17 protein-coding genes and 2 tRNA genes are annotated in these 14741 nt (G+C 35.0%); 9 read left to right on the top strand and 10 right to left on the bottom strand.

The annotated features are described in order from the left end of the window. Nucleotides 1-8 precede the first annotated feature (8 nt). Nucleotides 9-857, top strand: coding sequence for an oxaloacetate decarboxylase (locus K5790_RS07485; protein ID WP_367182877.1), 849 nt, complete (start codon nt 9-11; stop codon nt 855-857). 26 nt (nt 858-883) lie between these two features. Here K5790_RS07485 and K5790_RS07480 read toward each other — a convergent pair whose 3' ends face one another. Then, nucleotides 884-1171 (bottom strand): DNA-binding protein, encoded by a 288-nt coding sequence (locus K5790_RS07480; protein ID WP_297593808.1) that lies wholly within the window; start codon nt 1169-1171, stop codon nt 884-886. A gap of 125 nt (nt 1172-1296) precedes the next feature. Between K5790_RS07480 and K5790_RS07475 the strand changes: the two genes are divergently transcribed. Then, a complete protein-coding gene (locus tag K5790_RS07475) occupies nt 1297-1824 on the top strand; it encodes a HEAT repeat domain-containing protein (RefSeq protein WP_297593807.1) in 528 nt (175 codons plus the stop codon). Here K5790_RS07475 and K5790_RS07470 read toward each other — a convergent pair. Next, a tRNA-Ala gene (locus tag K5790_RS07470) sits at nt 1825-1898 on the bottom strand. Between the two features lie 124 nt (nt 1899-2022). On the opposite strand from K5790_RS07470, the gene K5790_RS07465 reads away from it, so the two are divergent. The 6 genes from K5790_RS07465 to K5790_RS07440 all read left to right on the top strand — a co-directional run bounded on the left by K5790_RS07465 (nt 2023) and on the right by K5790_RS07440 (nt 6197). Next, complete coding sequence (locus tag K5790_RS07465) at nt 2023-2868, top strand: ferredoxin--NADP reductase (protein WP_297593806.1); 846 nt, start codon at nt 2023-2025, stop codon at nt 2866-2868. 51 nt (nt 2869-2919) lie between these two features. Continuing rightward, nucleotides 2920-3522: a hypothetical protein gene (locus K5790_RS07460; RefSeq protein ID WP_297593805.1), complete on the top strand. Its 603-nt coding sequence runs from the start codon at nt 2920-2922 to the stop codon at nt 3520-3522. A gap of 74 nt (nt 3523-3596) precedes the next feature. Further along, a complete protein-coding gene (locus tag K5790_RS07455) occupies nt 3597-4514 on the top strand; it encodes a branched-chain amino acid transaminase (protein WP_297593804.1) in 918 nt (305 codons plus the stop codon). After that, nucleotides 4515-5450: a Gfo/Idh/MocA family oxidoreductase gene (locus K5790_RS07450; protein WP_297593802.1), complete on the top strand. Its 936-nt coding sequence runs from the start codon at nt 4515-4517 to the stop codon at nt 5448-5450. Further along, a complete protein-coding gene (locus K5790_RS07445; protein WP_297593800.1) occupies nt 5447-5716 on the top strand; it encodes a Trm112 family protein in 270 nt (89 codons plus the stop codon). The genes K5790_RS07450 and K5790_RS07445 overlap by 4 nt, the downstream gene beginning before the upstream one ends. Nucleotides 5717-5720: 4 nt before the next feature. Further along, nucleotides 5721-6197, top strand: a complete 477-nt coding sequence (locus tag K5790_RS07440) for an acyltransferase (protein WP_297593798.1) — start codon at nt 5721-5723, stop codon at nt 6195-6197. On the opposite strand, the gene K5790_RS07435 is transcribed toward K5790_RS07440, so the two are convergent. The 5 genes from K5790_RS07435 to K5790_RS07415 are packed head-to-tail and all read right to left on the bottom strand — an operon-like array spanning nt 6194 to nt 12134. Continuing rightward, a complete protein-coding gene (locus K5790_RS07435) occupies nt 6194-6424 on the bottom strand; it encodes a hypothetical protein (RefSeq protein WP_297593796.1) in 231 nt (76 codons plus the stop codon). The genes K5790_RS07440 and K5790_RS07435 overlap by 4 nt on opposite strands. Continuing rightward, nucleotides 6421-7413 (bottom strand): glycosyltransferase 4 family protein, encoded by a 993-nt coding sequence (locus tag K5790_RS07430; protein WP_297593795.1) that lies wholly within the window; start codon nt 7411-7413, stop codon nt 6421-6423. Before K5790_RS07430 ends, K5790_RS07435 begins: the two co-directional genes overlap by 4 nt. Next, the gene (locus tag K5790_RS07425; protein WP_297593793.1) at nt 7410-9539 is read right to left on the bottom strand and encodes a DEAD/DEAH box helicase; all 2130 of its coding nucleotides are present in this window, start codon (nt 9537-9539) and stop codon (nt 7410-7412) included. The genes K5790_RS07430 and K5790_RS07425 overlap by 4 nt, the downstream gene beginning before the upstream one ends. Beyond that, nucleotides 9536-11623 carry a minichromosome maintenance protein MCM gene (locus K5790_RS07420; RefSeq protein WP_297593791.1) on the bottom strand — a complete coding sequence of 696 codons (2088 nt, stop codon included), beginning with the start codon at nt 11621-11623 and terminating at the stop codon, nt 9536-9538. The genes K5790_RS07425 and K5790_RS07420 overlap by 4 nt, the downstream gene beginning before the upstream one ends. Then, a complete protein-coding gene (locus K5790_RS07415) occupies nt 11616-12134 on the bottom strand; it encodes a DNA replication complex GINS family protein (protein WP_297593789.1) in 519 nt (172 codons plus the stop codon). Before K5790_RS07415 ends, K5790_RS07420 begins: the two co-directional genes overlap by 8 nt. 194 nt (nt 12135-12328) lie before the next feature. On the opposite strand from K5790_RS07415, the gene K5790_RS07410 reads away from it, so the two are divergent. Beyond that, on the top strand, nt 12329-13279 hold the full coding sequence (locus tag K5790_RS07410; protein ID WP_297593788.1) for a replication factor C small subunit: 951 nt from the start codon (nt 12329-12331) through the stop codon (nt 13277-13279). A 3-nt stretch (nt 13280-13282) separates the two neighbouring features. Here K5790_RS07410 and K5790_RS07405 read toward each other — a convergent pair. From K5790_RS07405 to K5790_RS07395, 3 genes are all read right to left on the bottom strand, one after another. Beyond that, nucleotides 13283-13366, bottom strand: a tRNA-Ser gene (locus K5790_RS07405). 84 nt (nt 13367-13450) lie between these two features. Next, on the bottom strand, nt 13451-13987 hold the full coding sequence (locus tag K5790_RS07400) for a ferredoxin family protein (protein ID WP_297593787.1): 537 nt from the start codon (nt 13985-13987) through the stop codon (nt 13451-13453). Between the two features lie 119 nt (nt 13988-14106). Further along, the gene (locus K5790_RS07395; RefSeq protein ID WP_297593786.1) at nt 14107-14658 is read right to left on the bottom strand and encodes a ferredoxin family protein; all 552 of its coding nucleotides are present in this window, start codon (nt 14656-14658) and stop codon (nt 14107-14109) included. Nucleotides 14659-14741: the final 83 nt, after the last annotated feature.

Genomic DNA, 14741 nt, shown 5'->3' with positions numbered 1-14741 from the left:
TACGTAGTATGCTAAAATCAAACAAGCCACTTGTTATTCCTGGTGTTTATGATGCAATTGGAGCTAAAATTGCAGAGAAGGTTGGATTTGATGCAATGTTTCAAACAGGATATGGAACATCTGCAACTCTATTTGGAATGCCAGACTATGGTTTTATTGGTGCAACAGAGACTCTAGACAATGCAAGAAGAATTTGTAGAGCAGTTTCAGTTCCAGTAATTGTTGATTCAGATACGGGATATGGTAATGCATTAAGTGTTTGGAAGCTTGTAAAAGAATTAGAAACAGCAGGTGCATCAGGAATTTTTCTTGAAGATCAGAGATGGCCAAAGAGATGTGGTCATATGAGTGGGAAAGAAGTAATTTCACAAGAAGAGTACACTGAAAAGCTTGGAGCTGCAATTGATGCTAGAGAAAGTAAAGATTTCATCGTTGTTGCACGAACAGATGCTAGAGCAACAGAAGGATTAGATGCTGCTATTGAACGTGGTTTACAAAATAAAAAGACAGGTGCAGATGCGATATTTGTTGAAGCTCCAAAATCAATTGATGAGATGAAAAAGATTGGAAAATCAATCAAAGCTCCACTTGTAGCTAATATGATAGAAGGTGGTGCAACTCCAATAAGCTCAACTGATACCTTACACAAAATGGGATTCAATATTATTCTTTATCCACTATCAGTATTGTTTGCAAATACATTTGCAACAATGGAAATCTTAAAGGAGTTAAAGAAGACAGGTACAACTAAAAAATCAAAACAAAAAGTTGTAAATTTTGATCAATTCAATGAACTAGTTGATCTTTCCAAGTTCAGAAAAATGGAAAAGAAGTACGGTAGTTCTAAACGAGAATAAAAGAAAAAATTTCAAGTAAAGTGCAGTTATGCTGCGTTTCTCTTTACTTCAATTTCTATTGTTGAAACGTTTCTGGTTCTACCATCTTGTGACTCTAAAGATTCTGAGCCAATTTTGATATTTCCGATAGAGTATCCTGCATTTTCTGTCTTTCGTGCAATGATTTGAGCTACATCGACAGCACGACCTATGCTGAGTCCCCTAGCTTTGATGTTGACGGCAGGTAAGTTTGCCAATTGAATTAATGTTGATGTAACATATGCCATCAATGGTTTCTTACCAATGAATATGGTGTCTCTGGCTTCGTTTGACATGAGAAAATTGCTATTTAAGGATAATTTAAAGCTAAAAGGATTTTTTTCGAATCAGATAAAAAATTTGAAAAATTTTAACCATTATTAAGAAGAATTAGCGATTTCATTCAAAGTTGGAAAACATAGTGGAGATTCTAGAATCAGATAACAGTAAAGAGAAAATCAAAATTTTAGAAAGATTAGATACAGTTGACAATCCAGAAATTTTAGAAAAAATAATTTCAAAATTAAATGATGATGATATTCAGGTAAGAGGAGAAGCATTTAGTGCATTAGTATTAAATAAAAATAAAATTTCAAATTTCTTAATCGATAGTTTAAAATCTACAAGTAAAAATATCAGAGGATACGCAGTACTTGTTTTAGCAAACAGAAAAGAAATGTCTGCAATTCATGAAATAATTAAACTTGCAAACGACGAAAGTTCTATGGTTAGATCATGTGTAATTGGTGCACTTGGTCATCTTAGAGCACAGGAAGCTCAAGAAATTTTTCTAAAATCACTATCTGATTCCAATTTAGAAGTTAGAAAGAGTGCCTTGCAATCAATAATTAATCTAAATGTTTCATTGTCTGATGAGAAAATCAGAGAGATCAATACTGAGAACGATCTTGAAATTGAAAAACTACTCTTGAAGATAAAGAAAAAATAGTGGACCGGAAGGGATTTGAACCCTTGATCCGATGCATGCCATGCACCTATCCTACCAGGCTAGACGACCGGCCCATTAATCAGAAATCTGATTGAATAACATTTTTCAAATTGGTTATTAACGTTTAGCGGTAAAATTGTAATCCAACAATAGAATTAACACAATATATTTAACCGTGAAAAATATGATTGAATCGTTATGGTAGTAGATAACAAGGCAACAGTGACATATGTTCAATTATTAAAAGAAGATTTAGTTATTATCAGAATAGTTCCTAAAGATGGTCCAGTTCCAGAATATCAAGCTGGTCAATTCATCACATTAGGATTACCAAATCCCGCTGAAGGTGGAAAGATTGTAAGAAGAGCTTATTCTATTGCATCTCATCCAGAGAATAGAGATTACATTGAACTTGTAATTAGATGGGTAAGAAAACCACTTCCTGGAAGATTAACAACACAATTGTTTAACGCAAAAGAAGGTGACGAGATACTTTGGTTAAAACCAACAGGGCGTGCTTTATTAATTAATGAAGAACTTCCTAATGGACAAAAAGATAACAGAAGAATTATTTGTATTGGAGGAGGTACAGGTCTTGCACCATTTGTAAGCTTTGCACAACACCTCCATGATACAGGAGATAAACGGGAGATAATTGTTCTACATGGAGCCAGTTATGTTGACGAGCTTAGCTACAAAGACTTGCTAACCAATCTTGAAAATGAGAGTATCAAAAGAGGAAAGGAAGAATGGAACTTTAGATATAGAGCAGCAATTAGTAGACCTCAAGAATGGTTTAACAGATCATGGGCAGGTCAGGTAGGAAGAGTTGAAACGTTCCTAAGACCAAGAGAAAATGGTTTGTCACCACTAGAAGAACTAATTGGAGATAAAATCACCAAAGAAAATACCATATTCTATGTTTGTGGATGGCAAGGAACAATTGATGGTGTTATGGACTTCTTGAATCCAAAAGGCTTTGTCACTGAACATGACAAACGTGAAGATGGAAGCTTTGAAGTCAAATACGAATCATACGGTTAGAATTTTTCAAGAATCAATCATTGAAATATGAGATTTATCTAGAGGATCTAATTGATTACTGCACTATATCTTGCACATCTAAATCCTGTAACTAAAGCTCATGTTGAAATAATTTTAGATTTGCAAAAACAAGCAGATGTTGTTAAAGTCATGCCTGTGGTTTTCAAGGATGCTGATACTGAGATCAATAGTAAAAGTTTTCCGTTTAATTTTCAAACAAGAAAAAAAATGTTAGAATCGATATTTGGAGATTCTATTCAAATTACAGAAGACTATGCATTCTTTGCTCCATTTAAAAAATACATGCCACCACTTTTGGCACCAAAATCATGGGAACTGCGAAAGCAAGTACTACGAGGGGTTCAGGGGGATTATTTTTCATACACAGGGGATAAAGCTGAAGGAATAATGTTAAGAATTTATCGATTAAAACCAAAAGTCGGGCAAAGAAGGAAAATCTCTGCTACTGCAGTTAAAGAGAAATTGTATGAAGCTGCACTTGGGAAGGAAACTTCATGGAGAGAAGACGTTCCAGAAAGCATTGCCGAGATAATTCAAAATGAATGGAAAACAATAGAGAAATTTGCAAATTCAGAGGATTTGACTACAAGGGTTGCAGGAATGAAATTCCCTAAAGAAGGATGGTCAAAATAATTATTGGTTTTCGATAAGACTAGTTAAAACAGTGAATTGAAAATAAATTAATACACACATGCTGGAATTTTTCTATGAAGCTTCCACTCTCAAAATATGTTTGGTTTGATGGAAAGTATGTACTAACTGAAAAAGCTCAGGTCCCAATTACAACACATGCAATTCATTACGGAACATCGATCTTTGAAGGAATTAGAGCATATTGGAATGGAAAAAATCTTAATGTATTCAGATTAGATGAACACGTAAAGCGATTTAGAAGATCTGGTCAGTTTTATAACATATCATTAAACTTTACAGACAAGGAAATTACAAATGCAATTACTGGAATTTGTAAGAAAAATAATTTAAAAAAATCATGTTACATAAGACCATTTTATTTTATTGGCGATTATGGAATAAATCTTCATGTAACAGAAAAGGCTCCAACAAGAGTTGCAATCTTTACTTTTCCTTTTGGAGATTTATTTAACAAAAATGGTATAACAGCAGGGGTGGTATCATGGAGAAAATTTTCAGATATGTCAACACCTCCACAAGCCAAAATGGGTGGCAACTATCTCAATTCCATCATAGCAACTCAGGAAGCAAAGAGAAATGGATTTGACGAGGCAATCTTACTTGATCAAAATGGAAATGTAAGTGAGGCACCAGGTGAGAATATTTTTATTGTTAGAAATGGTCAGCTAGTAACACCATCATTAGCATCATCAGCACTTGAGGGGATTACACGAGATGCAATAATTAGAATTGCAAGAGATTTGGATCTAGATGTTGTGGAAAGAGATGTTACAAGAAGTGAATTAGCAATTTCAGATGAGATCTTTCTTACAGGAACTGCAGCAGAGATCACTCCAATCATTTCAATAGATTCAAAGAAGATTGGAGATGGAAAACCAGGGGATATTACTAAAAAGATGATGCAAGAGTATACAGATATAGTAATGAACAAAAATAATGATTATTCTCATTGGTTAACTGAGGTATACTAGATGAAAATTGTACAAATTGGAACCGGTGGTTGGGGTAAAAACCACACCAGAATTTTATCACAATTAGGTGTACTTACTGCCGTATGTGATGCTGATTCTCAGAAAAGCAAGGAATATGGAGAAAAATATTCTGTCAATCATTATGATTCATTAGATAATTTACTAGAGTCTGAAGAATTTGATGGAGCATTTGTTGTAACTCCAACATCAACACATGCAAAAATTGCAACAAAACTATTGCAAGCAAAAAAACATGTCTTTGTAGAAAAACCAATGACATACAAATCCGAAGATGGTGAAGCACTTGTAAGACTAGCAGAAAAAAATAAAGTAATTCTAACATGTGGATATATTGAGAGATTCAATCCAGCAGTTGACGTTGTAAAAAAACTAGTCAGAGAAAAAAAATATGGCGAATTAGTAATGCTTGAATTTCATCGTGAAAACAGAATGCCTCTTCATATCAAAGATGTCGGAATAATTTATGATACTTCAGTTCATGATATTGATACGGCTAATTGGCTATTTGATGAGATGCCAAATGTCGTATTTGCAAGAGCAGGAAAAATCAAGCATGAACATGAAGACTTTGCAAGTATAATGCTAGGATACAAAAATGACAAAATAGCAATTATTTCATCAAACTGGATAACTCCAAAAAGAGTAAGAAAATTCAATGCAGTCTGTACTGATGCAATTATCTCATCAGATTTCATCACACAAGAAATTATTGTTGAGAGAGATGATGATACACAAACTGTTCAAAATGAAAAAGAAGAACCACTATCATTGGAGATCAAAAGTTTTCTTGGAGCTATTGAAGGAAAAAATGAACACATTGTTACATCTCAGCAGGCAGTTAATGTTACTATGATTGCCGAAGCTGCACTTTTATCTAGTCAAAAAGGAATACCAATCTATCTGGATCTAAAATGAACAAAACAATGATGGATATTTTGGCTTGTCCAATTGACAAAACCCACCCTTTGGAATTATTTGAGATAAAGCAAAAAGATAGCATAGTTTCTGAAGGGGCAATATTTTGCCCAAAATGTTCTAGATTTTATCCAATAATTGAAGAGATTCCAATTATGCTTCCTGATGAGCTAAGAGATAAAAAACAAGAGATAGAATTTCTAAAAAACAACAAAGACAAACTTCCTGAAAAAATTATTACACAGGCAAACCCATGGCACTTGTGAGATAATGGTTACTAACTATATTTCTGAGAAAGCAAAAATTGGACAAAACGTTCAGATCTGGCATTTTACATATGTTGGAGATGATGTAGAGATTGGCAATAATGTCAAGATAGGATCCCTTGCACACATTGATTATAATGTAAAGATTGGTGAAAACACAAAGATAGAAGGACAAGCATACATTCCACCACTTTCTAGAATTGGAAAAAATGTTTTCATTGGACCAGCAGCTGCATTAACAAACGATCCTTATCCAATGTGTGATAAAATGATAGGAGTAACAATTGAGGATAATGCAATTATTGGTGCACGTGCAGTAATCAAGGCAGGAGTTACAGTAGGCAAGAACAGTGTTGTTGCAATGGGGGCAGTAGTTACTAGAGATGTTCCTGAGAATACAGTAGTAATTGGTTCACCTGCTACCATCAGATATACAAGAGAAGAATACGACAAGAAACAAAGAGAATGGAAAGAAAGCTAGGAGTTAATCTCTTTTCTAAAAATCCAATTCTTTACTTTTGATAAAATCAGTATCCAAATAACGACTAGAAGGATTGCAATTACTGCTTTAATTACTGATGAGATAAACCAATCAAGATCCCCATAACCTGAAACAGAGATTGGTCCTAAAATTGTCACAACAATTGCACCACCTGCAAGTATCAAAAGCCACATTATAAACAAGAATCCAAAAAGACCAAACTTCATATCTTTACTCCCATCATGAACGCAGTAATCACTGCTAAAACTCCTGAGAATACTGCTAACTTGAAGATTGCAAACCCTACTTGTTTTTCCGACATTGGTCCTCCTGCAAGAATTAATCTCACTAGAGTTACAGGTGCAGTTTTATCAGTTGTAGCCTGTAATTTGAAATCATCAGTATGATCTACAGGCTTGCCTTTTACCTCTCTGTGTTCAACAATTCTCTTGACACTTGAAAGAAATAGAAATGAATTGATTATTGCAGGTAATAATGCTACTGCAGCAATGATTTCGACACCTCCAATAATTGCTATAGAACCATACATTGCACCAAGGGTTAGTGCACCAGAGTCTCCAGGAAATATTTTACTTGGAATTTTGTGGTATTTGTAAAATGCCAATGATACAAATCCCAACGGCAAACTAACAATTGCAATTTCATAATTTTGTACAATGAATAAGCAGATAGAAAGAGAAAAGCTTGCAATTACCATAAAGCCGCTTGCAACACCATTTAGAACATCAATGGAGTTAATAGTATTACCAGTAATCGGAATCATAAAAATTATCAAGACCAAATACAATACTGGAATTTGAACAGTTCCAAATAACGGAAATGCCAAATTAGAATCATATGCACCAAGTGTAATTATTGGAATTGCTGCAACTGCTAATGCTACTGGTTTGAACCAACCTCCCATTACTTTTCTATCATCTACATACCCAATTACAAATGCAGCAGTTGTTGTAAAAACTAGTGCAAGTATTTCATTTAGTTGTAAAAATGCATAAATAACAATCTCAGATGCAATGATTCCAATAATTATTGATGGTCCACCAGGTCGAACTACCATGACCTCTTCTTTTTTGTTCATGTCTTTGACTGCAAGATTTCTTTTTTCTAGAAATTTTATCAGAGGCGGAGTTAATGCAAAAACAACAACAAATGCAATGATGCATGAAACAACTGCTGGAACTATTAAGTCAATCAATATCTTACCTTTCGTAATTCAGACTTTATGTTATCTGCAAGGGTTGAACCAATTTTATCTATCTCTGCTAATTTATTCACAGGAATCTTTGCCAAATCATCTAAATTCTTAATATTGTGTTTGTAGAGAGTTCTGGCCCTAACACGACCAATTCCCTTGACTTTAACAAGCTCAAGTAACTCCTCTCTAATTCCATAAACAATTCTTTTTGCCAAATTATCCAGTTCTTCAAGCAAATCTACTCTCTCCACGTGCTTTGAAATCTCCCTGAGGCAATAACATAACCAGTTTCCATTCTCAACCATTCTATGCATGTCGCCTGACTCTATTCCCAGATTATCAGATAGGCTCAACTCTGATGATTCAGTAATCCAGGCTTGAAGTGCCAAAAGACTTCTAGAGCAATCATATTCTGAAATTGGCTCTAGTAATTCAGATTTGTGGTTTTCAATTTCCAAACTTGCAGTTTCGTAATCCTTGTTACGCATTCCAAACTTTGGGAAAAATTCCTCACAGTTTGTAATTAGATGTAAAAATCCAAATGTATGAGTTCGGTCTTGAGATACATTTTCAATTGCATCTCTGAAATAAGTTGCAGTAAGAGGATCAATGTAAAGCATCGATGTCTTTTTGCCAAACTCTGTTGCAGCATACCTCTCACCTTTCTTTACAACCAAAAATTCACTTGATAAAAATCTCAAAGAGATATCTAAGGCAAACTTTATTGTTAATTTTCGTGATTGCAAACCACCAAGTGTCTGCATAAAAAATTCCAGAATTTCTTCTTTTTTAATTCCTGGATGAGTCACAATTACAGCAAGTATGTGAGTTCGTAGTGATTTGTCTTCAGTAATTTTTGAGATAATTGGTTCTGGTTCTCCATAAATGTAGTAATCAGTTAGATCTTCAGCGTTACCATTTCCAACAATTATTGATTCACCAAAATCATCATACTGAGGTCTTCCTGCTCTACCGCAGAGTTGTTTGTATTCCAATATACTAATTGGTCTGTTTGCACCAACTTTAGCATTATACCTATTGATATTAGATATCACTACTCGTCTTGCTGGAAGATTAACTCCTGCAGCTAGTGTTGGGGTAGATGATAATAGTTTTATTGTTCCTTTTCGAAATTCTGTCTCTACTGCTTCTCTGCAATTCTGATTGAGTCCTGCATGATGAAATGCAACTCCTTTTTTTACCAAAAATGCTAAGGTTTTGACTAGTTCAGTATGTTCATTCTCTGATAGAATTTTTTTTGATATTCTTTCTAATTCTGTAATTTCTTTTTTCTGTAGCATTTCAGAGATGATATCTGCTGCCTTCGTTGCAAGTGATTTTGAGCGAGTTCTAGTTTCAGCAAATACTAGGGATTGTCCCCCTTGTTTTACTGATTGCACGCCTAAATCAATGGGTGTTCCACACAAACTACGCTCAACTTCAAAAGATTTTCCATTATTCATTATTACCTTGCCTCCATCACATACTCCTTCAGTTAGTGGAACAGGTCTCCAGTCATTTTTGACTAGTTTGCATCCAAGCCAATCTGCAAGCTCATCAGAATTAGTAATAGTTGCAGAGAGTCCAACAATTTGTGGTTTTGATTCTAATAGTTTTAGTTGTGTTAATATCATCTCCAGTGTTGGTCCTCGACTTTCATCTCCAATCAAATGAACTTCATCGGCAATCACCAATCCAATCTCGTCAACCCATTCAGCTCCGTGACGAATAATTGAATCCATTTTTTCATTTGTTAAAACTAGGACATCACTTTTCTCCAGATTCTTTTCAATATTTTCAAAATCTCCTGTAGAGATACTTACTTTGATTTTTTTTCCTAGTGTGACTTTTTCTAATTTTTTAAATTCTGAAAACTTTTCAGCAGCTAATGCTCGCAAGGGACTAAGGTAGATTACTTTACCAGTATTCTTTGACAGATAATTAAGAATGCCAATCATTGCAATGAGTGTCTTACCACTTGCAGTTGGTGCAGAAACCAGAATGCTTTTTCCATCTAATAATCCAGACTTTACACTATCTTCTTGTGGTGGATATAGTTTTTCAAAACCTTGAGATTTTAGAAATTCAATTGCTGATTCAGGAAGTTTTAGTTTCTCTATCTTCATACTCGGTTATAGTGACCGGGTTTTGATTCATAAATAGATGCTTCTCTGAGCATTCTTCTAATGTAATTTCTTGCCTCTTCTTCAGTGAATTTCTCGCTCTTTTCTAGTTCTTTGACAAATGTCTTCTCTTCTACTGGCACTTTGTTGTCTCCTTCTAGTCCTTTGAGTATATCCATGAATAGTTGCATCTTTGATACTTCACTTCTTGGTCTTCCTTGGAGAACTCCAAGATCGACTTTACCAGTATTAACATCAACGCCAGCATCCTGGAGCATACTCTCAATTAGGAAAATGGCACGATCTGCGTCTTCCTCTTCTACCTTGTCTTTCATGAGCAATCTTGCTCTAGCAGTAGATAATCTGATGATTCCCTCTAATTGTCTAGGCGTAACTGTAATCATTTCTTCAGATTCTACGTTTCTCATCTGAAGATAATAAGATAGAATTTTCTCTTCTGCTTCTTTTGTTAAATCTGGAGCTGAACGTTTTGCATATGCAAGATATTTTGTAAGTAAATCAACATCAATTACAGAACGTTTGTCAGTTCCTTGCGGGGTGTGTAATTGAATGATGTGTCTTGCAATCTTTTCATCTTTTTCTTTAGTTGGAATATCTCTTACAACAAATATCAAGTCAAATCTTGTAAGTAATGGGATTGGCAAGTTTACATTTTCTGTAATATTTTTGAATGGATCATATTTTCCGTACATGGGGTTTGCAGCAGCCAAGATGGATGTTCTAGCATTAAGTGTTGCAACAATTCCACCTTTTGCAATACTTGCAGACTGTTGTTCCATAACTTCGTGTAATGCACTTCTGTCTTCAGGTTTCATCTTGTCAAATTCGTCTATACTGACTAGTCCTTGATCACCTAAAACAACAGCGCCAGCTTCGAGCATCATTATTCCAGTTTTATCTCTAACTACAGCAGCAGTCAAACCTGCAGCAGTAGAACCTCTACCAGATGTATACAAACCTCTTGGTGCAATTCTTGCACAAAACTTTAGCATTTCACTTTTTGCAGTACCAGGATCTCCAACTAGAAAGACATTGATGTCTCCTCTAATCTTACTCCCATCACCAAGCAATCTTTGGTTTGAACCTACAATTAGTAACAAGATAGCTTCTTTGATTAATGATTGACCCTGAATATGTGGTGCAAATGAATCAATTAATCTCTGATAAACATCTGAGGTCTGAGCTAATGCTTTGATCATCTTTTCTTCATCAGGAGAAATTTCTTCCCTCTCAATTTTTCTATCAGACTTGTTTCCACGTCCACCCAAAAATTCAATATTATTTCCTTCAATTCTTAATCGGTATAATCCACTATGGCCTCTCTGAATTCCAGCAACTGATTCTTGCTCAATTCTTACAATACCAGTAAGAATAATTCTATCTCCTGGCCTTGCATTATCTACTAAATCCTGCCTAATTGTGACATCAATATAATGAGGTAATTGTCCTGGAGGCAAATCCTCAGGCAATTCTTGCAATCTTAGAATTTGAAAATCAATAAACTTACTAGCTTCTGGTTTTAGCTCAAAGTCTCTATGTTTACAATTTGGATTATCACATACAACTGGAATTTTTACATCCATACCTTTTAGTTGAATTACTTTAGTTGGATGTTCATCAGGACATACAAAGACAAGCTCTTTTGCAAGCGGTTTTACTTCTGAAGCTCTAACAACCATTCCTGAAACACTTGTAAGATGTCCAATTGTTTCGGCATTGATTTGTCTGAGACTTCGTTCTAATGGAAAATTAACTAATCTGACTCTTACTTCATCTTTTATTTTCTCTGCATAATCAGGAAACCTTGTTTGGAGTGCTTCCTTGATTGCTCTAGCAAATGCATCAAAGATTCTATCTGGATTCTGAGCAAATATTACTGTAATTTCTGGTTCTACTACCAAGTCATTGTAATCAACGTTAATGAATTTGGTATTCTTGGGCATCATCTCATCGATTGCTTCTACATATTTGTAGACGCCTTCTTTGTTTTTGAATCTAGTTAGAAAATCCTTTACTCTATCAGATAATGCTGAATCTGTAAATGTACTTGTTTGAGCGTTACTCATTTAGATCTCCTCTAATTTGTTTTTCAAACTCCACACTGTTTTCATAAATCGTTTTGTAGAAAATTACTTCTTCAACTGTTAGTTTGTTATATAATTCTGAATTTAGTTTGATAGAGTCTGCAAGTTTTACCAGTTTTCCTCTTCTCATTCTAAATAATTCTAGCATCATGCTTTCTACTTTATCAAAATCATTTCCCTCTAATTCTCTGATTGACTCTTTTAGTTTAATGTAAAAATGTGGATCAAGTGTTGAGATTTGATATTCTCCAACCATCTTCTCTTTTGATAATGCCTGTTTTAGTTCTGTAACCATATCAGGCGAATCCAAAATTCCTAAATCATTATCAGCTAAAATTTTTCCGACATATTGAGGCACATTATTTACCTCACCTTGCGTACCTTCAGTCTTGACTCCAGCAACATTGAATTTGATATCTTGTTTTAAGGTGACTTTAGCATCCTTTAGACGGTATCCTATAGAATGCACTTTTTCTACTTTGTCAATTTCCATTCGAGATCACTTTTTTTCATTAGATCCACAAGTATCGGATCGATCAATTCTGTTAACCATTTAGTGAGATCAATTGATCCTAATTAATTTCAGGCTGATCGCTAATAAGATTACGATAATTTCTGTTATGTACTACTAGGTATTGCACAATAACCAATTCGGATTTATTAATGGGGATTGAGCCTTAGGTACTCATGTCTGTAACAGGTATGTGGGTAGAAAAGTATCGACCAACAAAACTTTCTGAGATCGTTAATCAAACAGAAATTATTGGAAGTTTAGAATCTTTGATAAAAGATCCAACAGATATGCCTCATCTTATGTTTTCAGGATCTGCAGGAGTTGGAAAGACAACTGCAGCAATGTGTATTTCAAGGCAGATTCTTGGTGAGAATGCCAAGGACTACACACTTGAGCTAAATGCATCTGATGAGAGGGGAATCGGAATGGTCAGAGAAAAAGTAAAGAAATTTTCAAGATTTGCAGGAATGGGTGATGTTCCATTTAAGATTATAATTTTAGATGAAGCCGACGAGATGACTGCAGACGCGCAGACTGCATTAAGAAGAATTATTGAAGACACTGCAAAGATTTGCAGATTTATTTTAATTGCAAACAATATCTCAAAAATAATAGATCCTATTCAGAGTAGGTGTGCAACCTTCAAATTTACATCAATTCCTCAAGAGGATGTCATTACCAGACTAGAAGAGATTGCAAAAAAAGAGAAAGTAAAGTCAGATAAAAAGGGATTGAAGGCAATTTATGATTATTCAGAAGGAGATTTGAGACATGCCATTAATTTATTGCAAGCAACTGCAAGTCTTGGTGCTATCACAGAAGAGCATGTCAAAGCATCAGCTGGGCTTACAAAAACTAGCGATGTTGATGAAGTTCTAAAGATAGCACTAGCTGGAAAAGTTCCAGAAGCAAGAGAGAAGATGATAGAACTAATCAAAGTATATGGAATGTCAGAATCAGATTTTCTCAAATACATCAATTCTGCAGTTTTCAAATCAAAGCATGAAAAACTAGCTGATATTTTAGAAATAATTGCAAAATATGATTATAGAATTTTAGTTGGAGCAAATTCAGAAATTCAACTATCTGCAATGTTAGCAGAATTAGCAAGAATAGAAAAGTAAAAGCGCAGAGAGAGGGATTTGAACCCCCGTATGCTTGCGCACACAGGCTCTCAAGGCCCGCGCCCTACCGAGCTAGGCGACCTCTGCGAAAATTGTTGAAGATAACTGATTAAAATTTGTTGAGGATTCCCTAAATAAAAAATTAAAAAGAAGAAAAAAGAAAAAATTTCTTTAATCGTGTGCGTGTGGATTTGCAGAACCAGATTCCATTTTTACATAGCTACCATCTGCTTTTTCGTGGTACTCTAAGTAAGATGGTTCAATCAAGATTGCCTTTTCAGGACATGCCTCTTGGCAAGCCATACATTGTGTACAATCGTGTTCTCTAATTGGTTGTGACTTATCTGTATAATCTAGACGTTCGTCTTGTTCAGTCTTTCCAGTTCCATCAAAAGTTGCATTCAAGCAGTCTGCTGCTGGAATGTCTTTTTCTGTTCTATACCATTGGAAAGTTTGTACTGGACAAACACTCATGCAAGAACCTTGTGCGGTACAATCATCCCAGTCTACTGCGACAGTTGTTCCGTGAATTCCAAGTGGAACTTGTTCTTCACCGCGTGCCTCATATGCTGCTTTTACTTCAGCATTTGAAAATGCATTACCATCGGTTCTGCCTTTACCCCAGATAAAGTGTTTATTTTCACCGTCACTGTGGCTTGTTTTTCCAACAACTTCTAGATTTTCAACAAATTTCTCATCTATTGGCATGTTGGAACTAGTTTCAAATAATATTTAAAGCTAAACAAAATTAGTCACGACTAAACAAAATAGATCGTTGATTTGGGAACAAAAAAATTTGCAATAAATAAAGAAAAGAAAATAATTTTCTAATCGTGTGCGTGAGGATTCTCAGAACCAGCTTCCATCTTTGTGTAAGTTCCAGCTGCTTTTTCATGAGCTTCCAAGTTTGATTGATCTACCTTGATTGCTTGTGGAGGACAAACAGAAACACATGCCATACACCAAATACAATCATGTTCTCTGATTGGATCTGCTTTGTCTGTAAGATCTTTTCGTTCATCTTTTACTGAGCTTCCTGTACCTTCAAAAGTTTGACCAACAACATCTTTTGCCGGAATATCTTTTTCGGTTCTATACCATTGAAAAACTTGTACAGGACAAGCCTCAATGCATGCACCGTCTGCAACACAAGAATCCCAGTCAACTGCAACCATTGTACCACTTACACCAAGAGGAACTTGTTCTTCACCTCTTGCAGCATATGCAGCTACAACATCAGCATCTGCAAACACTTCGGCTGGTGAGCCATCTGTGTTTGTCTTTTTGCCTGGACCCCACATAAAATGGAATTGTCCATCGGCATTCATAATTTTCCCAATTGGTTTTAGACCTTCTGGGAAATTTTCTGCTATTGGCATGATTACACTTTCTCTCAGACTTTATTTAAAGATAGATAGAATAGAATACGAATAAAGTAGTTTTTTGAATCAAATAGGAATGA

Origin of the sequence: Nitrosopumilus sp. (assembly GCF_025698945.1) — an archaeon.
Classification (GTDB): Archaea; Thermoproteota; Nitrososphaeria; order Nitrososphaerales; family Nitrosopumilaceae; genus Nitrosopumilus.
The sequence above is the reverse complement of the archived record's forward strand: the minus strand, read 5'-3'. Positions and strand labels throughout refer to the sequence as shown.

What these genes read in the sequence shown, in the direction of transcription:
- K5790_RS07485 (WP_367182877.1), top strand. Translation starts at nt 9, where the DNA reads ATGCTAAAATCAAACAAGCCACTTGTTATTCCTGGTGTTTATGATGCA.
- K5790_RS07480 (WP_297593808.1), bottom strand. Translation starts at nt 1,171, where the DNA reads ATGTCAAACGAAGCCAGAGACACCATATTCATTGGTAAGAAACCATTG.
- K5790_RS07465 (WP_297593806.1), top strand. Translation starts at nt 2,023, where the DNA reads ATGGTAGTAGATAACAAGGCAACAGTGACATATGTTCAATTATTAAAA.
- K5790_RS07455 (WP_297593804.1), top strand. Translation starts at nt 3,597, where the DNA reads ATGAAGCTTCCACTCTCAAAATATGTTTGGTTTGATGGAAAGTATGTA.
- K5790_RS07450 (WP_297593802.1), top strand. Translation starts at nt 4,515, where the DNA reads ATGAAAATTGTACAAATTGGAACCGGTGGTTGGGGTAAAAACCACACC.
- K5790_RS07445 (WP_297593800.1), top strand. Translation starts at nt 5,447, where the DNA reads ATGAACAAAACAATGATGGATATTTTGGCTTGTCCAATTGACAAAACC.
- K5790_RS07440 (WP_297593798.1), top strand. Translation starts at nt 5,721, where the DNA reads ATGGTTACTAACTATATTTCTGAGAAAGCAAAAATTGGACAAAACGTT.
- K5790_RS07435 (WP_297593796.1), bottom strand. Translation starts at nt 6,424, where the DNA reads ATGAAGTTTGGTCTTTTTGGATTCTTGTTTATAATGTGGCTTTTGATA.
- K5790_RS07425 (WP_297593793.1), bottom strand. Translation starts at nt 9,539, where the DNA reads ATGAAGATAGAGAAACTAAAACTTCCTGAATCAGCAATTGAATTTCTA.
- K5790_RS07420 (WP_297593791.1), bottom strand. Translation starts at nt 11,623, where the DNA reads ATGAGTAACGCTCAAACAAGTACATTTACAGATTCAGCATTATCTGAT.
- K5790_RS07415 (WP_297593789.1), bottom strand. Translation starts at nt 12,134, where the DNA reads ATGGAAATTGACAAAGTAGAAAAAGTGCATTCTATAGGATACCGTCTA.
- K5790_RS07410 (WP_297593788.1), top strand. Translation starts at nt 12,329, where the DNA reads ATGTCTGTAACAGGTATGTGGGTAGAAAAGTATCGACCAACAAAACTT.
- K5790_RS07400 (WP_297593787.1), bottom strand. Translation starts at nt 13,987, where the DNA reads ATGCCAATAGATGAGAAATTTGTTGAAAATCTAGAAGTTGTTGGAAAA.
- K5790_RS07395 (WP_297593786.1), bottom strand. Translation starts at nt 14,658, where the DNA reads ATGCCAATAGCAGAAAATTTCCCAGAAGGTCTAAAACCAATTGGGAAA.